Origin of the sequence: Thermomonas sp. LB-4, from assembly GCF_036409385.1 — a bacterium.
Lineage (GTDB): Bacteria > Pseudomonadota > Gammaproteobacteria > Xanthomonadales > Xanthomonadaceae > Thermomonas.
The window spans coordinates 1-21,568 of sequence record NZ_JAXOFT010000023.1 but is presented as its reverse complement, the minus strand read 5'-3'; the positions used below and the strand labels follow the sequence as shown (position 1 = coordinate 21,568).

Annotated in this window: 20 protein-coding genes and 1 other RNA gene; 15 read left to right on the top strand and 6 right to left on the bottom strand. The window is 68.4% G+C overall.

Annotated features, from left to right (window positions below; translation table 11 throughout):
* Positions 1–12: 12 nt before the first annotated feature.
* Positions 13–3,117, bottom strand: coding sequence for an Rne/Rng family ribonuclease (locus SPK54_RS11650; RefSeq protein ID WP_330948066.1), 3,105 nt, complete (start codon positions 3,115–3,117; stop codon positions 13–15).
* Between the two features lie 452 nt (positions 3,118–3,569).
* On the opposite strand from SPK54_RS11650, the gene SPK54_RS11645 reads away from it, so the two are divergent.
* Complete coding sequence (locus SPK54_RS11645; protein ID WP_330948065.1) at positions 3,570–4,535, top strand: RluA family pseudouridine synthase; 966 nt, start codon at positions 3,570–3,572, stop codon at positions 4,533–4,535.
* On the opposite strand, the gene SPK54_RS11640 is transcribed toward SPK54_RS11645, so the two are convergent.
* Both SPK54_RS11640 and SPK54_RS11635 read right to left on the bottom strand, forming a co-directional pair.
* A complete protein-coding gene (locus SPK54_RS11640) occupies positions 4,532–5,488 on the bottom strand; it encodes a DUF6624 domain-containing protein (protein WP_330948064.1) in 957 nt (318 codons plus the stop codon). The genes SPK54_RS11645 and SPK54_RS11640 overlap by 4 nt on opposite strands.
* On the bottom strand, positions 5,485–5,823 hold the full coding sequence (locus SPK54_RS11635; protein ID WP_330948063.1) for a 4a-hydroxytetrahydrobiopterin dehydratase: 339 nt from the start codon (positions 5,821–5,823) through the stop codon (positions 5,485–5,487). Before SPK54_RS11635 ends, SPK54_RS11640 begins: the two co-directional genes overlap by 4 nt.
* 76 nt (positions 5,824–5,899) lie before the next feature.
* On the opposite strand from SPK54_RS11635, the gene SPK54_RS11630 reads away from it, so the two are divergent.
* Both SPK54_RS11630 and SPK54_RS11625 read left to right on the top strand, forming a co-directional pair.
* Positions 5,900–6,484, top strand: coding sequence for an NfuA family Fe-S biogenesis protein (locus SPK54_RS11630; RefSeq protein WP_330948062.1), 585 nt, complete (start codon positions 5,900–5,902; stop codon positions 6,482–6,484).
* 15 nt (positions 6,485–6,499) lie between these two features.
* Positions 6,500–8,236 carry a hypothetical protein gene (locus SPK54_RS11625; RefSeq protein WP_330948061.1) on the top strand — a complete coding sequence of 579 codons (1,737 nt, stop codon included), beginning with the start codon at positions 6,500–6,502 and terminating at the stop codon, positions 8,234–8,236.
* 155 nt (positions 8,237–8,391) lie between these two features.
* Here the strand turns inward: SPK54_RS11625 and SPK54_RS11620 are convergent, their stop codons facing one another.
* From SPK54_RS11620 to asnS, 3 genes are read right to left on the bottom strand one after another with little or no spacing between them, the layout of a single operon-like run.
* On the bottom strand, positions 8,392–8,700 hold the full coding sequence (locus tag SPK54_RS11620) for a hypothetical protein (RefSeq protein ID WP_330948060.1): 309 nt from the start codon (positions 8,698–8,700) through the stop codon (positions 8,392–8,394).
* On the bottom strand, positions 8,697–9,014 hold the full coding sequence (locus tag SPK54_RS11615) for a hypothetical protein (RefSeq protein ID WP_330948059.1): 318 nt from the start codon (positions 9,012–9,014) through the stop codon (positions 8,697–8,699). The genes SPK54_RS11620 and SPK54_RS11615 overlap by 4 nt, the downstream gene beginning before the upstream one ends.
* 7 nt (positions 9,015–9,021) lie before the next feature.
* Positions 9,022–10,422, bottom strand: a complete 1,401-nt coding sequence (asnS, locus tag SPK54_RS11610) for an asparagine--tRNA ligase (protein ID WP_330948058.1) — start codon at positions 10,420–10,422, stop codon at positions 9,022–9,024.
* A gap of 63 nt (positions 10,423–10,485) precedes the next feature.
* Between asnS and SPK54_RS11605 the strand changes: the two genes are divergently transcribed.
* The 12 genes from SPK54_RS11605 to SPK54_RS11550 all read left to right on the top strand — a co-directional run.
* Positions 10,486–10,827: an iron-sulfur cluster assembly accessory protein gene (locus SPK54_RS11605; RefSeq protein ID WP_330948057.1), complete on the top strand. Its 342-nt coding sequence runs from the start codon at positions 10,486–10,488 to the stop codon at positions 10,825–10,827.
* A gap of 145 nt (positions 10,828–10,972) precedes the next feature.
* On the top strand, positions 10,973–11,386 hold the full coding sequence (gene rpsF / locus SPK54_RS11600; protein WP_330948056.1) for a 30S ribosomal protein S6: 414 nt from the start codon (positions 10,973–10,975) through the stop codon (positions 11,384–11,386).
* A gap of 11 nt (positions 11,387–11,397) precedes the next feature.
* Positions 11,398–11,628: a 30S ribosomal protein S18 gene (gene rpsR / locus SPK54_RS11595; RefSeq protein WP_114961112.1), complete on the top strand. Its 231-nt coding sequence runs from the start codon at positions 11,398–11,400 to the stop codon at positions 11,626–11,628.
* Between the two features lie 128 nt (positions 11,629–11,756).
* The gene (gene rplI / locus SPK54_RS11590) at positions 11,757–12,212 is read left to right on the top strand and encodes a 50S ribosomal protein L9 (protein WP_190280805.1); all 456 of its coding nucleotides are present in this window, start codon (positions 11,757–11,759) and stop codon (positions 12,210–12,212) included.
* 355 nt (positions 12,213–12,567) lie between these two features.
* A complete protein-coding gene (gene dnaB / locus SPK54_RS11585; RefSeq protein WP_330948055.1) occupies positions 12,568–15,465 on the top strand; it encodes a replicative DNA helicase in 2,898 nt (965 codons plus the stop codon).
* Between the two features lie 56 nt (positions 15,466–15,521).
* A complete protein-coding gene (gene alr / locus SPK54_RS11580) occupies positions 15,522–16,664 on the top strand; it encodes an alanine racemase (protein ID WP_330948054.1) in 1,143 nt (380 codons plus the stop codon).
* Positions 16,665–16,777: 113 nt separating this feature from the next.
* Entirely contained in the window at positions 16,778–18,280 is a 1,503-nt protein-coding gene (locus SPK54_RS11575) for a wax ester/triacylglycerol synthase family O-acyltransferase (RefSeq protein WP_330948053.1), read from the top strand.
* 140 nt (positions 18,281–18,420) lie between these two features.
* The gene (locus SPK54_RS11570; RefSeq protein WP_330948073.1) at positions 18,421–19,047 is read left to right on the top strand and encodes an OmpA family protein; all 627 of its coding nucleotides are present in this window, start codon (positions 18,421–18,423) and stop codon (positions 19,045–19,047) included.
* A gap of 141 nt (positions 19,048–19,188) precedes the next feature.
* Positions 19,189–19,542: a transfer-messenger RNA gene (gene ssrA / locus SPK54_RS11565) on the top strand.
* A gap of 143 nt (positions 19,543–19,685) precedes the next feature.
* On the top strand, positions 19,686–20,288 hold the full coding sequence (locus SPK54_RS11560) for a type IV toxin-antitoxin system AbiEi family antitoxin domain-containing protein (protein WP_330948052.1): 603 nt from the start codon (positions 19,686–19,688) through the stop codon (positions 20,286–20,288).
* A gap of 8 nt (positions 20,289–20,296) precedes the next feature.
* The gene (locus SPK54_RS11555; RefSeq protein WP_330948051.1) at positions 20,297–21,196 is read left to right on the top strand and encodes a nucleotidyl transferase AbiEii/AbiGii toxin family protein; all 900 of its coding nucleotides are present in this window, start codon (positions 20,297–20,299) and stop codon (positions 21,194–21,196) included.
* A gap of 136 nt (positions 21,197–21,332) precedes the next feature.
* On the top strand, positions 21,333–21,568 hold a 236-nt coding region (locus SPK54_RS11550), incomplete at its 3' end, for a DEAD/DEAH box helicase family protein (RefSeq protein ID WP_330948050.1).

Sequence of the window (21,568 nt, the reverse complement as noted above, 5' to 3'; positions counted from 1 at the left end):
TACCGCCCGGAATCAGGCGTTGTGACGCGGCTCGTCCGCATCCTTGCCCGCGGCTTCCGTCGCGGCAACCTGCGCTTCCGGTGCGGCCGGCTCGACTTCCGGCAGCGATTCGAACAACCCGCGCATGGTGGCATCCGGGGCAGGCGCGGCCGCCGGTGACGGCGTGGCCGCTGCGAACGGATCAACGGCCGGTGCCGCTTCCGTTGCGGTCGAAGGCGCTGCCTGCGGAATGAGATCCGGCTGGGCGGCGGCAATGCCGGCCTGCGCAACGGCCACTTCCGCCGGGCTGGCGTCCGCGGCCTGCGCCGTGGCAGCCGAGGCGGGAGTCGAGGTCGCAGCCACTGCATCGCTGGCAGCTGCGGTGCGCTCAGCCTCGACTTCAACATCGAGGTCCACCGAGGCCGTTGCACTCACCGCGTCCGCCGGGGGCAGAGAGTCGGCTTCGGTATCCGCCACCGGTGCGACAGGCGCGACGACATCCGCGGTCGCCGGTGCCGGTGAGCGTTCGGGTGCGGCGGCCGCAACGGCTGCGATCGCTGCCGCTGCCGGCTGCGGTGCCGGTGCTTCGGTCTTCGCAGCGGCCTGCTCGCCGTGGCGCAGCGCGGCAGGATCGGCCGCAGCTACGGCGACGGCCGGGGCCGGGGTCTCGATATCGTCGAAATCGAACTCCGGCTGGTTGGTGTCGGCGCCGACCACTTCGTCCAGCCCTTCGTCCTGATCCAGCGTCGCCTCGTCGGCGCTGCCCATTGCCTCGCCGTTGCCACGGCGACGGCGACGGCCACCGCGACGGCCGCGGCGGCGCTTGCCGCCACCTTCGCCCGCAGCGGTTTCGTCCGTGTTGCCGGGTGCAGCGTCGCCTGACCCTTCCTGCTGCGTGGCCTGGGGCAGCTGCGCGACCTCGGTCGACGGGAGGGCTTCAGCCGCTGCCGCCGGTGGCATGGCCGCGGCCGGCTGGTTGGCAGCGGACGCATGGGACGCAAGCAGGGCAGCAGCGGCCGCGGCGGCGGCGTCAGTTGGCGGCGCGGTCTCGCTGGACGGCCGCTCCTGTTTCGGCGGGCGCGGCTGCTTGTGCTGCGGCTGCTGCGCCTTCTCCTGGGTCTTCTGCTGCGGCTGGCGCTCCTGCTTCTGCGCCGACTGCTGCGGCTTGTCCTGCTTCTGCTGTTGCGGCTGCTTCTGCTTTTGCTGCTGCTTCTGGGCTTCGCCGCGGTTGTCGCGCTGGCGACCGTCGTCACGACGACCCTCGTCACGGCGGCCCTCGTCACGGCGGCCCTCGCGATTGCCGCGCCCATCACGCTCGCTGCGTCGGCTGCCGCGCTCGTCGCGGCGGGCATTGCCTTCGCTGCGCGAGGGGGCCTGGGCGGTGGCGGCCGGCGCCGCACCGAACAGGCCACGCAGCCAGCCGATCACGCCACCCGGGGCAGGCGCCGCCGAGGGGGCCGGCTGGGCCGCCTGGGCGAATGCCGGGGCAGGCGCCTGCTGCGGTTCCTGCGGCATCGGCTTCGGTTCGCGCAGCGGGGCAGGCTGGGTGGGCTTGACCTTGGTCACGGCCGGCGGCGGGATGTTCAGCTGCGCCTTGGTGAGGGCGATGGTGTTCAGCTTGCGCGGGGTGCCGCGCTGGTAGCTGGGCCGGCTGGTTTCCTCGCCCATCTCGTTGTCGCGGATGCGCGTGACTTCGTAGTGCGGCGTATGCAGCTGCTCGTCGGCGACGATCACGATCGGCGCATCGTGGCGCCGCTCGATCTCGCGCAGCGCGTTGCGCTTCTCGTTGAGCAGGAAGTTGGCGATCTCCACCGGCGCCTGCACCAGCACCTGGCCGGTGTTGTCCTTCATGGCGTGCTCCTCGGCGACGCGGATGATGGACAGCGACAGCGACTCGATGCTGCGCATGCGGCCGTGGCCCTCGCAGCGCGGGCAGACGATCTGGCTGGCCTCGCCCAGGCTCGGGCGCAGGCGCTGGCGGCTCATCTCCAGCAGGCCGAAGCGGCTGATGCGGCCGATCTGCACGCGCGCGCGGTCGTACTTCAGCGCGTTCTGCAGCTTGTTCTCCACGTCGCGCTGGTGCTTGTTCGACGACATGTCGATGAAGTCGATCACCACCAAGCCGCCCAGGTCGCGCAGGCGCAGCTGGCGGGCCACTTCCTCGGCGGCCTCCAGGTTGGTGTTGAACGCGGTTTCCTCGATGTCGCCGCCCTTGGTGGCGCGCGCCGAGTTGACGTCGATGGCGGTCAGCGCCTCGGTCTGGTCGATCACCAGCGCGCCGCCGGAGGGCAGGCGGATGGTGCGCTCGTAGGCGTTCTCGATCTGCGACTCGATCTGGAAGCGGTTGAACAGCGGCACGTCGTCCGTGTAGTGCTTCAGCTTGCGCTTGTTGTGGGGCATCACCTGCTCGACGAACTCCAGCGCCTCGTCGTACATCTCCGGCGTGTCCACCAGGATCTCGCCGATGTCGGAGCGCATGTAGTCGCGCAGGGCGCGCACGATCAGGCGCGATTCCTGGTAGATCAGGAACGGCGCCGGCTTGGTCAGCGCGGCCTCGGCGATCGCGCGCCAGATGCTGAGCAGGTAGTCCAGATCCCACTGCAGCTCCTCCGCGTCGCGGCCGACGCCGGCGGTGCGGATGATCACGCCCATGTCGTCGGGGATGGTCAACGCGTCCATCGCCTTCTTAAGCTCGGCGCGGTCGTCGCCCTCGATGCGGCGCGAGACGCCGCCGGCGGTCGGCGAGTTCGGCATCAGCACCATGTAGCGGCCGGCCAGCGAGATGAACGTGGTCAGGGCGGCGCCCTTGTTGCCGCGCTCCTCCTTGTCCACCTGCACCACCACTTCCTGGCCTTCGCGCAGGAGTTCCTTGATCCCGGCCTTGTTGTGGTCCACGCCCGCCTGGAAGTAGTCGCGGGAGATCTCCTTCAGCGGCAGGAAGCCGTGGCGGTCGGCGCCGTATTCGACGAAGGCCGCTTCTAGGGAGGGCTCGAGCCGGGTGATGCGGCCCTTGTAGATATTTGACTTCTTGTTGTCGCGGGACGGCTGTTCGATGTCGATGTCGTACAGGTTCTGTCCGTCGACGATGGCGACCCGCAGTTCTTCCGCCTGCGTGGCGTTGATGAGCATTCGCTTCATTGTGCGTTCCTTGTGCGCTGCCACACCCGGTCATGGGTGCCGCGCGGAACGCCATGGGCGTTTCGCTTCTGGATACCACCAAGCGCGCGGCCGCGCGGGGCGCTGGCCGTGCCGCTTTCGAGTTTTCCAGCGCTGCCACACCACGGCGAACCGCGGGAGCGCTATTTCCTTGTAATGGGCTTGCTGGGCCGGCGACCGCCGCCACATGCCTTGGAGGGAATGGGCGCGTCGCACGGGGCGTTGTTCAACGGGCAGAGTCACGGCGGGGGCCGGCAAATGGGCGGGTTTGCCGCGCAGCCGTTAACATGTCCGCCCCGAGGGCGGTGGCAACGTCACTGCGGCGGGGCTCGCCAGGCAGGCCGGCTTTCGGCCGGATGGGCGGTCAACCGCCCGACACTTCCTGCGAAATCAAACCCTTGCATCGCCCCCCGAGTGTAGCAGATCAGCCTCCAATGACACAGCCGGATACCCCCACCAGCGGCGGCGCGCGCACTGTGCGCGTGCCCGATGATCGCGCCGGGCAGCGGCTGGACAATTTCCTGCTGGGTCAGCTCAAGGGCGCTCCGCGCAGCCTGGTCTACAAGCTGGTGCGCAGCGGGCAGGTGCGGATCAACGGCGGCCGGGCCAAGGCCGAGCGCAAGCTGGAGGTGGGGGATGAGGTGAGAATCCCGCCTGTTCGTATCGAATCGCCGCAAGATGCCGGACGTTTGCCGCCGAAAGGGTTGCTGGCGGCGCTCGAGGCATCGATCGTGTTCGAGGACGCCCGCCTGCTGGCCATCAACAAGCCCTCCGGCATCGCCAGTCACGGCGGCAGTGGCATCTCCTTCGGCGTGATCGAGGCGATGCGCGCCCTGCGTCCGCGCGACACGCTGGAACTGGTGCATCGGCTGGACCGCGACACCTCGGGCCTGCTGGTGCTGTCCAAGAAGCGCTCGGCCTTGTCGGAACTGCAGCGATTGTTGCGGGAAGATCACGGATCTGGCATCGAAAAACGCTATCTGGCGCTGCTGGTCGGGCGCATGCCCGGCGGCACCATGAGCGTGGACGCGGCGCTGCACGTCGGCCTGCGCCAGGGCGGCGAGCGGCATGTGCAGGTGAATGCGGCCGGCAAGCCGTCGATGAGCCATTTCCGCATGCTGGAGCGGCGTGGCGGCCAGAGCTACTGCGAAGTCCGCATCGAAACCGGTCGCACCCACCAGATCCGCGTGCACGCCCAGCACATCGGCCACCCGGTGGCCGGCGACGACAAGTACGGCGACGCGGCGGCCAACAAGCGGCTGCGTGAGCAGGTGGGGCTGAAGCGGTTGTTCCTGCACGCCTTTACGCTGGAATTCGCGCTCGACGCCGGCAAGACGCCGTATTCGCTCAATGCCCCGCTGGTGCCGGAGTTGATCGAGGTCTTGGACCGGCTGGGTTAGTCCGGCTTGGCAGGAGCGGCCGCGCCGGCTTGTGCGGGTGCCGGCCGATAGTTGGCCTGCATGACCTTGTCGTACTCGGCCAGCGTCGACAGTCCGACCGCGGCGCGACGCGCATCCACATGTTCGGCGTCCTCGATCGGCTGCGGCACCAGCTTGCCGTCGATCGCGTGGTACTGGGTGCCGTAGCGCTGCGGCTTGCCTTCACCGGCCAGGATGCGGTCGGTCAGGTAGGCCAGATCCCTGCCTTCTGCCTCGCCCTTGGCCACGGCGGCTTCCAGCAGCTTGATGGCCTCCTTCTGGAAAGGCTTGTCCATGTCCGCGTGTTGGACGAACAGCCATGCGGCGCTGGCGCCGTCCTTGCCGACCAGACTCTTGCCGGGCCAACCCTGGCGGGCCAGCACGGTCTTCATCCATTTGGTGTTGTCGTGGTCAATGCGCGCCCACTCATCCATCAGTGCTTTGGGTGGCGGATTGCCGGCCGCGGTGGCGCGCTTGCGGATGTCTTGGTCCAGCACCTGCCGCGCCAGCAGTTCCTTGCGCAATTCGCGGTCGAGGCCGGCCAGTCGCGCGTCTTCCCGCTGGATCAGGGTTTCCCGCAGCGCCTGCCATTCCGGAAGTGCGCGCACGGCGACAAGGTCTGCGTCGGCCTCGATATCCGTCGCTGAAATCGTATCGATGGTCGAGGCCCGATCCAGCAGCCCCAGCGCGGCGGCAGGATTGCCGGCCAGCGACTGGCAGCAGGCGGCGTTGTACACCAGCGATGCGCCGGGTTTCAGTGCAGGATCGTTGACCAGCTGGCCCAGCAGCCGGGCACAGGTGGCGAAATCCTTGCTGTTGTAGGCGGCCATCGCCTGTGTGTTCAAAGCCTGTGGGGAAACGGAGGGCTGCTGTGCGTTCGCCAGCATGGGAAGCGGCAGCAGGAACAGGGCAAGAAAGGGGCGCGGCGTATTCACGCCAGCAGGTCCGCCTTTGCCGCGCAGATGAAATCGTTCTCGCTCAGTCCGCCCACGTCGTGGGTGGAGAAGTGCACCACGCAGCGGTCGTAGTGCACCGAGAGGTCGGGATGGTGGTTTTCGGCGTTGGCGACGTGGGCCAGCGCGTTCACGAACGACATCGTCCGGTAGTAATCGGGGAAGCGGAAGGTCTTGCCCAGCACATGGCCGTTTTCCAGCAGCTCCCAGCCCTGCAGTTGCGGCAGCAGCTCGCGGATGCGGGCTTCGCCCAGCCGGTGCTCGTGGCCGCGGCGGGTGATGCAGCGGGCCTGGGCGAGGGGAATTAGATCGGCCATGGGTACTCTCCGTGCGCGAACTGAACCGGGGTGCGGGCGATACGCAGCGGCAACGCCGCGCCGCTAGAATAGCCGCATGATCCAGATTTCCGAAGCCGCGCAGACCCATTTCCGCAAGTTGATCGAGCGCGAGGCGATCCCCGGTCTGGGCGTGCGCCTGTCCGCCCAGCACCCCGGCACCGCGCGTGCCGACGTGCGCCTGGAGTTCGCCGAGCCGGACGAACTTGCCGGCGATGAATGGGCGATCGATTGCGAAGGCTTCACCCTGTGGCTGGATGCGCCCAGCGTGCCCTTCCTGGACGGCGCCGAAATCGATTACGCGGCGATGGCCACCGGCGGCCAGTTGCAGATCCGCGCGCCCAAGATCAAGGGCGTCGCACCAGGTGAAGCCGCCTCGCTGGTCGAGCGCGTCCGCTGGGTGATCGAAAACGAGATCAACCCGCAGCTGGCGATGCACAAGGGCCACGTGACTCTCACCGAGATCACCCGCGACGGCATCGTGGTGCTCAACTTCGGCGGCGGCTGCCACGGCTGCAGCATGGTCGACATCACCCTGAAGCAGGGCGTCGAGAAGACGCTGCTGGAGAAGGTGCCGGGCGTGACCGGGGTGCGCGATGTCACCGACCACGCCAGCGGCAGCGCGCCGTACATGTCGAACTGACGGAACCGGGCGCGCGTGACGACGGCACAGGACCTGATCGCCGCGCTCGAACAACGGCGCCTGCTCAAGCGGGGACATGTCGGCACGCCGGGGGAGATGCCCGCCGGATGGCAGCGCTGGTTCGACGCGCAGCCGCAGCTCGACGCCCGCGCCGCGCGTGCGCGCATGGAAGCCTGGGTGGCGCCGCTTGCCCAGCGGCTGACTTATGCGGCGCAAGGCCGGGCCGCGCGGTGGGGCCTGCCGTTCTTCCATCTGCAGCGGCTGGCGCGACCGGACGACCCGCGCGAGGAGCGCGCCCTGCGCGTTGGCGTGGGCGTCGCGGACCTGATCCTGCACCTGCTGCTGGCGGCCGCGCTGCTATGGCTGATGTATCTCCACCTGGCGGAACTGGCGCGGCGGGACGATGCGCCGGGGCAGGTGGTGCAGGTCCGCTTCATCGGGCGCGGCAACGCGGAGACGGGGGGCGGTGCGCTGGCCGAACAGGGCGCGCAGGCTGCGCCCTCGCCGTCGGCATCGCCCGCTTCCCGGCCCGCGCCTGCGCCGGTGCAGGACGCCGCTGCCGTTCCGGCGCAGGCCACGGCGGCCGAATTGCCACCGACGGTGGATGCGGTGGCGTTGCCGCCGCAGCAGCCCATCGATGCCAGCCGGCCGGTGCCGCAGCTGGAGCCGTCGCCGACGCCGCCGCAGCCGCAGCCGCCGGATGCGCGACAGGTATTGCGGCTCAGCGAGGTGCCCCAGCCGCAGCCGGACGGATTCAAGCTGCCGCCCCCGCGGGAACGCAGCGTGGTGCTGCCGCAGGCAACCCTGCGGGAAACCCCACCGCCGCAGCAGGTGGAATCGCTGCCGACGCTGGAAGCGCCTGCGCTGCGCACGCTGCAGCCGCTGCCGCAGCAGGCGCAGCTGCGCGCGCCGGAATTGCGCGAGCAGGTGCGCGCAGTCGAAGTGTTCCGGCCGGATGCGCGCCTTCAGCCGCGCGAACGTGCGGTGCCCACCGCCGATGACGTGGCGCAGCTGCGGGTACCGCAGCGCGTGGGGCAGGTGCGCGAGTTGCCCTTGAAGCCCGACGCGGGCCGCGCGGCCGGCGCCCCGGCCGAGTCGGACAACCCCGCGGCGGGCGGCGGCGCGCGTGCCGCCGGCGCAGGCGCCGGGCAGGCGCAGGCTGGCAGCGGGCAGGGCGCGCGGACCGCGCCGGCGGGGGGGCGCGGGGTCGCCGCAACCGGCACCGGCGCCGGCCCCGGATTGAAGCCGGCGCCCGGCGGTTGGCCCGGTGCGGCGAAGAGCGACGATTGGGGTGCCTCGCAACGCGCGGTCGCCGGCACCGGCAACGGTGAAGGAAGCAAGAGTGATGGCAAATCGGGCCTGTTCAATGCCGATGGCAGCGCGCGCCTGCCGGACGAGTGGCTGGAGCAGAACGGTGTCGACCTCGACCGCGCGGGCACCTGGCTGAAGCGGCCGGGGCTGGAGTACCGCGGCACCCGCTTCGACAAGTACTGGATTCCGCAGGGCACGCTGCTGCAGGAATGGGTGCGGCGCGGCATCAAGGAGCTGTCGATCCCGATTCCCGGCACGGGCCTGAAATTGAAGTGCGTGGTATCGCTGCTGCAATTCGGCGGCGGCTGCATGCCGGTGGACCCGGACGTCAACGAACAGTCCTCGACCGGCCGCGCCGCGCCCGCGGTGCCGTTCAAGCCTGAACTGCAGGAAGACAACGGCAGCGTCCGCCCCGCGTCGAACTCCGACGGAAACCCGTAGCGGCCCACCGCAGGGGTGCGACCTTCAGCCTGCAAGCCACGGCGGCCAGGGTCGAGCGAAGGCCGCAGGGTTCGACGGGTGGAGCGGATTTCCAGAACGCACGCGCGCCTTGCGCCGGCGACATCAACCGCGCAGGCGGATGCGGGCGCGGAGTCCTACGCGCGTGCGCCCAGCGACTGCACCATCAGCGCGCGCAGCGCGTCGTCGTCGCGCGCCGACGGCGGTGCGATGTCAGCCAGCGAGAACCCGCGCGCCAGCGCGTCGTCCTCATCCAGCCCCTCGAACGCCACATACTCGGCGTCCATCAGCGCGGCGCGCGCGGTGTCGGTGCTGTCATAGGCGAGGGTGTTGCCGTCGCTGTCGAATACCTCGGCGGTGCCGGCCTCGCGCTCGCGCAGGCGCGCCCACACCACGGTGCGGCCGAGCGTGGCCAGCCACCAGCTGTCATGCCCCGTCGCGTTCATGACAGTCCCTTCCCGACGATCCACAGCACGCCGCCCATCGCGATGCCGCCCAGGATCACCAGCAGCGAAACCCGGGACGGCGTGGCCAGGCCCGACAGGCTGCGATCGGGCGTGGCGCGATAGCCGCCGCGCAGCAGCCACCACAGCGCGGTGGGCTTGAGGAAGGCGCCGGGCCCCAGCTGCGCCACCAGCTGCGGATGGCGGTCGCGCAGGTGCACCAGCGTCAGTGGCCAGAAGATCACGAACGCGGTGGCGCCCGCGATGGCGATCGCGAAGGCGAACAGGGCGAGGAACAGGACGAGGTCGGCATCCATGGCGGGCTCAGAACTCCGCCGAACCCGGCGCGCGCGGGTAGGCGATCGCGTCGCGGATGTTGGCCAGGCCGCACACGTACACCACCAACCGCTCGAAGCCGAGGCCGAAGCCGGCGTGCGGCACCGTGCCGTAGCGGCGGAAGTCGCGGTACCAGCCGTAGTGTGCCGGGTCGAGGCCGAACTGCGCCATGCGCGCATCCAGCACGTCCAGGCGCTCCTCGCGCTGGCTGCCGCCGATGATTTCGCCGATGCCGGGCGCCAGCACGTCCATCGCGGCGACGGTCCTGCCGTCGTCGTTGATGCGCATGTAGAACGCCTTGATCTGCTCGGGGTAGTTCATCACCACCACCGGACGGCCGACGTGTTCCTCGGTCAGCCAGCGTTCGTGTTCGGTCTGCAGGTCCAGGCCCCATTCGACCGGGAACTCGAACTTCTTGCCGGACTTCTGCAGCAGCGAAATCGCATCGGTGTAGTCGATGCGTTCGAACGGCGCGTTGATGAACTTCTCCAGCCGGGTGATCGCGTCCTTCTGCACGCGCTCGGCGATGAACGCCATGTCGTCGCCGCGTTCGTCCAGCACCGCCTTGAACAGGTACTTCAGGAAATCTTCGGCGAGGTTGGCGTCGTCATTGAGGTCGGCGAAGGCGATTTCCGGCTCGATCATCCAGAACTCGGCCAGGTGGCGCGTGGTGTTGCTGTTCTCGGCGCGGAAGGTCGGGCCGAAGGTGTAGACCTTGCTCAGGCTGAGGCAGTAAGCCTCGACGTTGAGCTGGCCGGACACGGTGAGGAAGGTTTCCTTGCCGAAGAAGTCGCGGCTGAAGTCGACGTTGCCCTTGCCATCGCGCGGCAGGTTGGCCATGTCCAGGGTGGAGACGCGAAACATCTGGCCGGCGCCTTCGGCGTCGGAGGTGGTGATGATCGGCGTGCTGATCCAGTAGAACTGGCGCTCGTGGAAGAAGCGGTGCACCGCCTGCGCCAGGCAGTGGCGGATGCGCGTCACTGCGCCGAACAGGTTGGTGCGCGGGCGCAGATGGGCGAATTCGCGCAGGTATTCCAGCGAATGCTGCTTGGGCTGCATCGGGTAGGTCAGCGGGTCTTCCACCCAGCCTACGACCTCGATGCTGGACGCCTGCACCTCGAAGCTCTGGCCCTGGCCCTGCGACTTCACCAGGGTGCCGGTGGCGATCACCGCGCAGCCGGTGGTCAGGTGCTTCACCTCGGACTCGTAGTTGGAAAGGGTGTCCGGCGCCACCACCTGGATCGGCGCGAAGCAGGAGCCGTCGCTGACGTTGACGAAGCTCAGGCCGGCCTTGGAGTCACGGCGCGTGCGCACCCAGCCGCGCACGGATACCTGGCCGCCTTCCGGCAGGTGCCCGGCCAGCGCCTGGGCCACGGAGATCGTCGTCATCTTGAAATCCTGCGTTGCAAGCACGAAATGGAGCGGGGAGTTTACCGGAGCTACAATCCCCGCATGGCCATTCTGCTCACCGATACCGCCCGCGACCGCATCCTCGGTTATCTCGACGCCGATCCCAAGGCGCTGGGGCTGCGCTTCGGCGTGTCCCGCAGCGGCTGCTCGGGCTGGGGCTACAAGGTCGACATGGCGCGCGAGCAGGGCGCGGACGACGTGGTGTTCGATGCCGGCGGCGTGCGCATCTTCGTCGACGCCGGCAGCCTGCCGCAGGTGGACGGCACCCGCATCGACTTCGTGAAGCAGGGGCTGAACGAGCAGTTCACCTTCGACAACCCCAATGTCACCGGCGGCTGCGGCTGCGGCTCCAGCTTCACCACCGGGCCGGCCCAGCCGGCCTGATTTGCGCGCAAGTCCTTGATTGGCGATAATGGCCGGCTCCCGTCCGCGGGAGTTCTTGCCCGAACGCGCCTGTCCGAGTCAGCGGCAGGTGGCCGAGGGCTGTCCGGCCGGCATCGCGCCAGCCGCCATCCACAAGGAAACCACCATGCGTCACTATGAAATCGTGTTCCTGGTCCATCCGGACCAGAGCGAGCAGGTCCCGGCGATGATCGAGCGCTACAAGGGCGCCATCGAGGCCGGCAACGGCAAGATCCACCGCCTGGAAGACTGGGGCCGCCGCCAGCTGGCCTACCCGATCCAGAACCTGGTGAAGGCGCACTACGTGCTGCTGAACATCGAGGCCGAGCAGTCCGTGCTGGACGAGCTGGTCGACACGTTCCGCTTCAACGACGCGATCCTGCGCCACCTGGTCATGCGTCGCGACGACGCCGTGACCGAGCAGTCCCTGATCATGAAGAACAAGGACGAGAAGGGCGACAAGCCCGAGCGTCGCCGCCGCGACGACGAGAGCGACAGTGCCGTGGGCACTGGCGACAACGAAAACGCCGAAGCCGCCTGAGGATCACGCCCATGTCCAAGTTCTTCCGCCGCCGCAAGTTCTGCAAGTTCACCGCCGAGGGCGTGACCGAGATCGACTACAAGGATCTCAACACCCTGCGCCAGTACCTGACCGAGACCGGCAAGATCGTGCCCAGCCGCATCACCGGCACCAAGTCGAAGTACCAGCGCCAGCTGCAGAACGCGGTCAAGCGCGCCCGCTTCCTGGCCCTGATCCCGTACACCGACAACCACAACGTCTGACGCTCTTACAGCCTGGTCCGGCCCCGCGGCCGGACCAGCGCCGACTGCGTCCGCGAACCTGTCCATTCCGTCCGATTCGGACAGCACCCGTTGCAGGCCGTGCCTGCTAACGAATACGGAGAAACACCATGCAACTGATCCTCCTGCAGAAGGTCACCAACCTCGGCAACCTCGGCGACAAGGTCGACGTGAAGCCGGGCTATGGCCGCAACTACCTGGTGCCGCAGGGCAAGGCCGTGCCGGCCACCGCCGCCAACCTGGCCGAGTTCGAAGCCAAGCGCGCCGAGTACGAGGCCAAGGCCCAGGCCACCCTCGACGCCGCTTCCGCGCGCCAGGCCAAGCTGGCCGATGCCAGCGTGACCGTGGCCGCCAATGCGTCCACCGAAGGCAAGCTGTTCGGTTCGGTCGGCCCGCGCGAGATCGCCGAGGCCCTGACCAAGCAGCTGGGCGTGGAAGTGAACAAGTCCGAAGTGGTGATGGGCGAAGGCCCGCTGCGCCACACCGGCGAGTTCGAGGTGCTGGTGCACCTGCATGCCGACATCGACACCACCGTCAAGGTGGTGGTGGTGCCGGAAGCCGCCTGAGTCTTCCGCGTCACGCAGTATCCGGACGGGCGCCGCAAGGCGCCCGTTCCGTTTTTTGCGAACTGTCCCCGGGCGCTGGCGGCGCCGGGCCCGGGTCGGGCGCGGGACACGCCGCAAGTACGTCCATGTGGGCTAATCGGCGACATCCATGTCGCCGATTGTCCCGCGCCCGACCCGGTCCCATCGCCACCAGCGCCGTGGCGGTCGCCGTCGGTGTCGCAGCCAGTGAGATGCCCACCGGTTATCCACAGGGTTATCTGCAACGCTCGCCGCCGGTGCCGACTACGATGATCTTTTCCACCGCACAACAACAACCGGCCCGCCACGACGGGTCGACAGGGGAGTCACGCTGCCGATGAGCGCAAGGTCGGGGATCCGTTCCGATGCCAGCTTCCAGACCCGCAACGAACACCGGGTCGAGCAGCTGCGCGTGCCGCCGCAGTCGATCGAGGCCGAACAGGCGGTGCTGGGCGGCCTGATGCTGGATCCGAACGCGTTCGATCGCGTGGCGGACCAGCTGGTGGAGGAGGATTTCTACCGGCGCGACCACCAGCTGATCTATCGCGCGGTGCGCGAGCTGGTGGAGAAGAACCGCCCCTGCGATGCGGTGACGGTGGGCGAGTGGTTCGATTCGCAAGGCATCAGCGAGCAGGTCGCCGGCGGTGCCTATCTGGTCGAGCTGGCCGCCAGCACGCCCAGCGCGGCCAACATCAAGGCTTATGCCGAGATCGTCCGCGACAAGGCGGTGCAGCGCCGGCTGATCGACGTCGGCACCACCATCGTCAACGACGGCTTCCAGCCCGAAGGCCGCGACTCCGGTGAACTGCTGGCGCAGGCCGAATCGGCGGTGTTCGCGATCGCCGAAGGCCATTCGCGCGGCAAGCAGGACTTCACCCCGGTCCGCCGCGCGCTGGCCGAGGCGTTCGAGATCCTGCAGAAGCGCGCCGAGAACGGCGGCGGCATCACCGGCCTGCCGACCGGCTACGTGGAATTCGACCAGATGACCGCCGGCCTGCAGCCCACCGACCTGATCGTGCTGGCCGCGCGTCCGGCGATGGGCAAATGCCTGAGTGCCGATGCCGAGATCGTGCTGGAAGACGGCACCGTAGCTACCATCGAGTCGATTGTTGCTGCGCGCTCCGGCCGGGTCGCCACGCTGGACGATGCGATGCGGCTGCAACGGGCCGACGTCTCGGACTTCATCGACGATGGCCAAAAACCCACGTTTGAGGTCACCACGCGGCTTGGCCGCCGCGTGGTGACCACTGCGCCCCATCCATTCCTGACCATGGACGGCTGGAAGCCGCTGCACGCGCTCGCCGTCGGCGATCACGTGGCCGTGCCGCGACGGTTGCCGATGTTCGGCGACCAGCCCCTGCGGGAGTGCGAAGTGGCGCTGCTTGGCTACCTGATCGGCGACGGCGGGCTGACCGGCAGCATGCCGCGGTTCACCAATACCAATCCCGAGATCGTGGCCGACTTCCTCGCTGCGGTTGAAGCGTTCGGCGGGCTGCAGGCGCGCGAGGTCGAGCGTCGCCCCGGCGCGGCGGCCTCGTGGCGGGTCGGCACCGATGCCTGCGCGCTCCGCGAGAACCGGACGACATTTGCGCGGTCGCTGACCGAGGCGCTGCAGGCCGACGGGCGTTCCGCGCGGCAGGTGGCTGCGGCGGTCGGCGTGGCGCCGGCGTCTCTCTCGCATTGGGTGCACGGTAAATCCGTGCCAGCGTCCGAAGGATTGCAGCGACTCGCGACTGTCATCCAGATAGAGGCAGCCGGGCTGGTGCCGGCCGGTCATGGTGCGACCAGCCGCAACGCGCCCAGTCCGTTGACATCCTGGCTGCGGGAGCTGGGCCTGATGGGCTGCGGTTCGCACGAGAAGTTCGTGCCGCAACCCGTGTTTCGCCTGCCGAAGACGCAGTTGGCGGCGTTCATCAATCGTCTGTTCGCTACCGATGGCTGGGCCACCGTCCTCGCCAGCGGTCAGGCGCAGCTCGGCTATGCCTCTGTGTCCGAACGACTCGCGCGCCAGATGCAGCATCTGCTGCTGCGATTCGGTGTGATCGCCAAGCTGCGCCAGCGTTGGGTGAAGTATCGTCAGTCCCGCCGCGTGTCTTGGCAGCTGGACATCACCGACGCTGAGTCTATCGCTACCTTCGCGGCGGAGATTGGCATCACTGGCAAGTCCGCCGCGCTGCAGGCGGTGGTCGACGCGATCCGTATGCGGCGTCGCCATTCCAACGTCGATCTGGTGCCGGCGGCGGTCTGGGAGCGGATCGGTCAGGCCAAGGGGGCGATGTCCTGGGCCGAGCTTGCCCGCCGCGCCGGTTGCAGCGATTCCAATCTGCACGTCGGCAAGCGTGGGATCTCGCGCGATCGCCTCGCTCGGATCGCCATGGTGCTGGATGATCCGTCCCTCGCGGATTTGGCCGGCAGCGACGTCATCTGGGACCGGATCGAATCGATCACCCCGGTCGGCAAGCAGCAGGTCTACGACCTGACCATCGCCGATACCCACAACTTCATCGCCAACGATGTATGCGTGCACAACACCACGCTGGCTTTGAACATCGCCGAATACGGGGCGCTGAAGTCGAAGAAGGCGGTGGCGGTGTTCTCGATGGAAATGTCCGCCGGCCAGCTGGCGATGCGCCTGATCTCGTCGCTGGGACGGGTCAACGCGCAGCGGCTGAAGGTGGGCGACCTGGAGGACGAGGACTGGAGCCGCGTCACCGGCGCCATCGCCCAGCTCAGCGGCATCAAGATCTTCATCGACGACACCCCCGGCCTGTCGCCGGAGGTGTTGCGCGCCAAGGCGCGCCGGCTCAAGCGCGAGCACGACCTGGGACTGATCGTGATCGACTACCTGCAGCTGATGCAGGTGCCCGGCAACAGCGAGAACCGTGCCACCGAGATCTCCGAGATCAGCCGCTCGCTGAAGGGCTTGGCGAAGGAGCTGAACGTGCCGGTGATCGCGCTGTCGCAGCTCAACCGCTCGCTGGAATCGCGCACCGACAAGCGCCCGGTGATGGCCGACCTGCGCGAGTCCGGCGCGATCGAGCAGGACGCCGACATGATCGTGTTCATCTACCGCGACGAGTACTACAACAAGGAAAGTTCGCCGGACAAGGGCCTGGCCGAAATCATCATCGGCAAGCACCGAAACGGCAGCACCGGCAGCTTCAAGCTGAAGTTCTTCGGCGAGTACACGCGCTTCGACAACCTCGCCCACGACACCGTCGGCAGTTTCGAATGAGCGCATGCCGAAGATTGGCTAGGCAGCTGCGGCCGGGCGTGTTCGAATAACGCCCCATGAGCGAACTGATGAGCCAGCGGCCGACCCGGATCGTGGTCGACCTGGACGTGCTGGCCGGCAACCTGCGCGCGATCCGCGCGCACGTGGGCGTGCCGGTGATGGCGATCGTGAAGGCCAATGCCTACGGCCACGGCCTGGTGCCGGTGGCGCACCACCTGCAGGCGCAGGGCGTGGAGCAGCTGGGCGTGGCCTTCGTCGAGGAAGGCATGGCGCTGCGCCGCGCCGGCATCACCGTGCCGATCCTGGTGCTGGGCGGCATCCTCGGCCGCCAGGTCGGGCAGTTGATCCAGCACGACCTGGAAATCACCGTGTCCTCGCTGGACAAGCTGCGCAAGGTCGAGGCCGCCGCCGAGCGGCTGGGCCGCAAGGCGGTGGTCCATCTGAAGATCGACACCGGGATGGAGCGCATCGGCGTGCACAGCTATTCGTGCGGGCCGATGATCGAGGCGGCGGCGGCCTCAAGCTGGTGCACGGTCAAGGGCGTGTATTCACACCTGGCTTGCGCCGACGATCCGGCATCGCCGATGACCGCGCTGCAGCTGGAGCGTTTCCTCGAGGCCTGCGCGCATTTCGAACGCATCGGCGCGCCGATGCCGATCCGCCACCTCGCCAATTCCGGCGGCGTGCTGCACTACCCGCAGACCTGGCTGGACATGGTGCGGCCGGGGATCATGCTCTATGGCGTGCTGCCGGACCCGGGCGCGCACCGCACGGTGGACGTGAAGCCGGCGCTGTCGCTGATCTCGCAGGTGGTCTATTTCAAGACCGTGCTGGCCGGGCATCCGGTCGGCTATGGCGCCACCTGGGCGCCGCCGCATGACACCCACGTCGTGACCGTGCCTATCGGCTATGGCGACGGCTATCCGCGCGCGCTGTCCAACCGGGGGGAAGTGCTGATCCGTGGCCATCGCCGGCCGATCGTGGGCCGCCTGTGCATGGACCAGTTCATGGTCGACCTGGGCCCGGACGGCAGCGCCTACGTCGAGGACGACGTGGTGTTGATCGGCACCCAGGGCGGCGAAACGATCAGCGTCGAGGACGTGGCCCAGCGCGCCGGCACCATCGGATACGAAATCCTGACCCGGCTCAACGAACGCGTGCCGCGCGAATATGTCGGGGGATCTGCCGCGGCAGTCTGACCGGCCGGCCACGATATCCGCGCCGCGCGGTCCCCGGCATGGCCCAGCCGCGGTTGCGTTGACCGCCCGTGATGCGGCGTGATTCACTCGCGGGGACCTACCGGGAGTGCAGGATGGCCACCTCGAAGCCGCGCCTGAAGCGTTCTGCCGAGCCGCAGCGCCGGGGGCCGAAGCGCCACCCGATGTCGCGCGTGGACACCGCCTGGCTGCGCATGGAGCGGCCCACCAACCCGATGATGATCACCGGTGTGCTGATGTTCGCCGAGCCGATGCAGCTGGCGCAGCTGAAGCGGGTCATCCAGCAGCGGTTCCTGTCCTATGCGCGGTTCCGGCAGAAGCCGGTGGACGGCGCGGCCGGCGCGCAGTGGGTGGAGGACGAGCATTTCGACCTGGACTGGCATGTCCGGCTGGCAGGCTTGCCGGGGCGCCCGGGCCGCGCATCCGAGAAGCGCGCCCTGGAGCGTTTCGTCAGCGAGCTGGCGTCGAGTCCGCTGGATCCCACCAAGCCGCTGTGGCAGTTCCATCTGGTCGAACGCTATCAGGGCGGCTCGGCGGTGGTGGCGCGCATCCACCATTGCTATGCCGACGGCATCGCGCTGGTGCAGGTGCTGCTGTCGCTGACCGACACCAGCCGCGAATCGTCTTCGGCCTCCCGGCTCGACAAGGCCTGGCTGAAGGAACAGGCGGCGCCGGTGGCCCGCAGGGTGGGCGCGATGGAGCGCTATCTGAAGCTCGGCGGCAAGGCGCTGGGGCAGGGCATGGCGATGATGCAGGACCCGTCGCTGGCCACGCTGCTGGCCAAGGAGGGCGGGGACATCGCGCGCGAGCTGGTCCATGCGCTGTCCTTGCCCGACGACCCGCCATCGCTGCTGCGCGGCCAGCTGGGCGTGAGCAAGCGGGTGGCCTGGGCCGAGCCGCTGGACCTGGAGGAGGTGAAGGCGGTCGGCCGCGCCTGCGGCTGCACCGTCAATGACGTGCTGATGGCCGCCGCCGCGGGGGCGCTGCGGGGTTACATGCGCGAGCGCGGCGAGGCGCTGGAGGGCATGAGCCTGCGCGCGACGGTACCGGTCAACCTGCGCCCGCTGGAGCACGCGCGGAAGCTGGGCAACCATTTCGGCCTGGTCTTCCTCGACCTGCCGGTGGGCGAGGACAACCCGCTGCGCCGCCTGCAGCGGGTGGCCGAGTGCATGAACCAGCTGAAGGCATCGCGCCAGGCGATCGTGGCCTATGGCCTGCTGGCCGCACTCGGCATCGCCCCGCAGCCGGTCCAGGAAGTCGCGCTTGAGCTGTTCAGCCGCAAGGCCAGCGCGGTGGCCACCAATGTGCCGGGGCCGCAGCAGCCGCTGTACATGGCCGGCTGCACGCTCCGCGACATCATGTTCTGGGTGCCGCAGACCGGTTCGATCGGGCTGGGACTGTCGATCCTCAGCTATTGCGGCAAGGTCCATTTCGGGTTGATCGCCGACGCCCGCCTGATCCCGGACCCGGACGCGGTGGTCCGTCGCTTCGGCGCGGAATTCGAAAAGCTCCTGTATCTGGCGATGATGGGGCCCTGGGATGCTCCGTTGGATGCCGCGGCGGCGGAGGCGCTGCTGCAAGACGCAACCGTGGCTTAACGCGACGGCGCCCCGTTCACATTCAGGCCACCATCGGCCGCCTAGCCTCATCGCCGCAACGCCAACGTGCCATCCAGACGAGGAGTTCCGCAATGAAGCCGCATTTCAAGCTCGCCATTTTGGGCGTGTGCCTGGCCACGATGACCGCCGGCTGCGCCACCTACACGGGGCAGACCAGCGACCCCAATGACCCCAACCGCACCAAGCGCGGTGCGCTGATCGGCGCGGCCATCGGCGCCGCCGCCGGCCTGCTGAGCGGAGACAGCGCGGTGGAGCGCCGCCAGCATGCGATGGTCGGGGCCGGCATCGGTGCGCTGGCCGGCGGCTCGATCGGCGCCTACCAGGACCGCCAGGAAGCCGAACTGCGCCGCGCCACCGCCGGCACCGGCGTCGACGTCAGCCGCGACGGCGACGTCATCAAGCTCAACCTTCCGGATGGCGTCACCTTCGACTTCAACAAGACCGACGTGAAGCCGCAGTTCTACCCGGCCCTGAGCACCATTGCCGGCACCCTGAAGGAGTACAACCGGACCATCGTCGAGGTCAGCGGCCACACCGACAGCATCGGCACCGACGCGGTCAACCAGCGCATTTCGGAGCAGCGCGCCAACTCGGTGGCCAGCTACCTGATGGGCCAGGGCGTGCAGCGCGAGCGTTTCGAGATCGTCGGCATGGGCAAGCGCTATCCCATCGCCAGCAACGACACCGAGTCCGGCCGTGCGCTGAACCGCCGGGTGGAAATCCGCCTGCTGCCGTTGCGTTCGTAAGCGGTTTCCGGGTGCCTCGAAGCAAGCGGGCCGCGCGATGCGGCCCGCTTGCGTATCCGGGGGATGAACACCCGCCGCCGCGGGCTTGTGAATGCCGCCACCGCCCCTATACTGCAGGTGTCGGTGAGATCGACGCTTCCCGGGGGTGCACTGGCTTCGACGGGGGTCGCGAAATCGCACGGCGCATGCCGAGGGGGTAGCTTTCCTCGCTAATCCAGCTGCAAAACTCATAGTTGCCAACGACGACAACTACGCTCTGGCCGCTTAAGGCCTAGCCCCGAACCCACTTGTGCCTGTGCTCGTGGATGTAGGGTCATTATCACGGGATAGGTTCCGGCGGCGACCCGCCAACCGGCTCCGAAACTTAGCGGGTGTGGATGACGGCGTGCTTCGCACGGTGTGTTGCCGGCATCCGAGACCAAACACCGGGCTAAGCATGTAGTGCCGGGCATGGAGTGCCTTCGGACGGCGGTTCGATTCCGCCCACCTCCACCAATTCAAACCCAGCCGCTTGGCTGGGTTTTTCTTTTTCTTGAAGATCGCCTCGGCGAATTTCGGACACGATGTGCGGGCGGTCGCGGGGTTCCAAACTGACGGTAGCCATTCCAAAAATACCGACGCTATGGAACACTCGGTGCATGACGCATCCCGCGGCCATCGCTAAGGCATTGATCCAGCAGAAGGGCGTGGTGCGCTCCCGTGAGCTGGTGGACGCCGGTGTCGCCCGGTCGCAACTGTCGCGCCTGGTGGCGGCCGGCGATCTGGTTCGACTGGCCCGGGGCGTTTACACCGCGCCCGGGGCAACCCTGGCCGGCGTCGAAGAGGGCGTTCTGGTGGTGGCCGAGCGGATTCCCGAGGCGCGCCTGTGTCTGCTGACCGCCCTGCGCCTGCATGGCCTGACCACGCAGGCGCCGTTCGAGGTCTGGGTGGCCATCGGCAACAAGGACCGGCCGCCGCGGCTGGACTGGCCCCCGCTGAAGGTGGTTCGTTTTTCGGGTGAAGCGCTAACGGCAGGGCTGGAATCACACGCCATCGGAAACAGGCAGGTGCGCGTCACCAGTGTCGCGAAGACGGTGGCGGACTGCTTCAAGTTCCGCAGTCTGGTCGGCCTGGACGTTGCCATCGAGGCCCTGCGCGAGGCCCTGCGTGCGCGTGCTGCCAGCGTGGACGAGCTCTGGAGGTACGCGGCCATCTGCCGCGTCACCAGGATCATGCGGCCCTACCTGGAAGCACTGGCATGAACGGGCGGGTGCCCGCCGCCAGCCGGACCGCCTCCATTCGCCAGCGCCTCCTGGATCGGGCGCGGGCGCGTGGCGAAGAGTTCCAGCTTGTGCTCGACCGCTTCGCCGTAGAGCGGTTGCTGTATCGCCTGTCGGTATCACCGCACCGCGACCAGTTCCTGCTCAAGGGTGCGCTGCTGTTTGCCCTGTGGTTCGATGCGCCGCACCGGCCCACCCGGGACGCCGATCTTTTGGGCTTCGGGCCGGCCGATGGCGAGCGGTTGCACGCCGTCATCGCGGAGCTGTGCGCGATCGATTCCGATGACGGCCTGCGGTTCGAGCTGGGCTCGATCCAGATAGAGCCCATCCGCGAGGAGGCCGCCTACGAAGGGCTGCGTGCCCGTCTGGTGGCGTTTCTGGGTGGCGCCCGCTGCCATGTGCAGTGGGATGTCGGTTTCGGCGATGCGGTGACGCCGGGCCCGCAGGACATGGACTATCCGGTGATGCTGGACGAGTTCCCGCCGCCACGCCTGCGTGTGTATCCCCGCGAGACCGTCTTCGCCGAGAAGCTGGAGGCCATCGCCACGCTGGGGATTGCCAACAGCCGGATGAAGGACTACTTCGACCTGCTGGCGCTACTGCGTGAGCAGGCGATGGCGCCCGCCACCCTGGCCGATGCCATCCGCGCGACCTTCCAGCGCCGCGGCACCGCGCCGCCCGAGGGCGTGCCGTTCGGCCTGACCGACGCCTTTGCCACCGATGTGCAGAAGCAGTCCCAGTGGACTGCCTTCCTGCGCCGCAACCGGCTGGCCGCCCCGGCGCTTGAGGCGGTGGTGGCGGAACTCCGGGCGTTTTTCATTGCGCTGGATCCGTGGGCTGGCGACCGCCATCCCGGCCACGGCCAGCCCCAACCCCAACAGACACCATGAGTCAACTCCAGACCATCGAAGCCATCGAAAAGCGCCTGTGGAGCGCCGCCGACCTCCTGCGCGCCAACTCCGGCCTGGCCAGCAACGAGTACTTCATGCCCGTGACCTGTTCGAGAACTTCATCCTATTCGACGATGTGGGCGAGCGCACCATCAGGATCGTGGCGCGCAACCACCAGTTCCTGGGCGTGAACCGCGCCATCCGCGCCGTGGCCAACCGCGCGCAGAACCAGGGCAGGCTGGGCGTGTTCTGGCACACCCAGGGCAGCGGCAAGAGCTATTCGATGCTGTTCTTCACCCGCAAGGTGCACCGGCGGGTGGCCGAGCAGATGTTCGAGAACGACGTGATCAAGGACGCCCTGCGAAAAAAGTG

Coding starts and splice junctions, on each gene's coding strand:
- SPK54_RS11650 (WP_330948066.1), bottom strand. CDS start 3,117: ATGAAGCGAATGCTCATCAACGCCACGCAGGCGGAAGAACTGCGGGTC.
- SPK54_RS11645 (WP_330948065.1), top strand. CDS start 3,570: ATGACACAGCCGGATACCCCCACCAGCGGCGGCGCGCGCACTGTGCGC.
- SPK54_RS11635 (WP_330948063.1), bottom strand. CDS start 5,823: ATGGCCGATCTAATTCCCCTCGCCCAGGCCCGCTGCATCACCCGCCGC.
- SPK54_RS11630 (WP_330948062.1), top strand. CDS start 5,900: ATGATCCAGATTTCCGAAGCCGCGCAGACCCATTTCCGCAAGTTGATC.
- SPK54_RS11620 (WP_330948060.1), bottom strand. CDS start 8,700: ATGAACGCGACGGGGCATGACAGCTGGTGGCTGGCCACGCTCGGCCGC.
- SPK54_RS11615 (WP_330948059.1), bottom strand. CDS start 9,014: ATGGATGCCGACCTCGTCCTGTTCCTCGCCCTGTTCGCCTTCGCGATC.
- asnS (WP_330948058.1), bottom strand. CDS start 10,422: ATGACGACGATCTCCGTGGCCCAGGCGCTGGCCGGGCACCTGCCGGAA.
- SPK54_RS11605 (WP_330948057.1), top strand. CDS start 10,486: ATGGCCATTCTGCTCACCGATACCGCCCGCGACCGCATCCTCGGTTAT.
- rpsF (WP_330948056.1), top strand. CDS start 10,973: ATGCGTCACTATGAAATCGTGTTCCTGGTCCATCCGGACCAGAGCGAG.
- rpsR (WP_114961112.1), top strand. CDS start 11,398: ATGTCCAAGTTCTTCCGCCGCCGCAAGTTCTGCAAGTTCACCGCCGAG.
- rplI (WP_190280805.1), top strand. CDS start 11,757: ATGCAACTGATCCTCCTGCAGAAGGTCACCAACCTCGGCAACCTCGGC.
- dnaB (WP_330948055.1), top strand. CDS start 12,568: ATGAGCGCAAGGTCGGGGATCCGTTCCGATGCCAGCTTCCAGACCCGC.
- alr (WP_330948054.1), top strand. CDS start 15,522: ATGAGCGAACTGATGAGCCAGCGGCCGACCCGGATCGTGGTCGACCTG.
- SPK54_RS11575 (WP_330948053.1), top strand. CDS start 16,778: ATGGCCACCTCGAAGCCGCGCCTGAAGCGTTCTGCCGAGCCGCAGCGC.
- SPK54_RS11570 (WP_330948073.1), top strand. CDS start 18,421: ATGACCGCCGGCTGCGCCACCTACACGGGGCAGACCAGCGACCCCAAT.
- SPK54_RS11560 (WP_330948052.1), top strand. CDS start 19,686: ATGACGCATCCCGCGGCCATCGCTAAGGCATTGATCCAGCAGAAGGGC.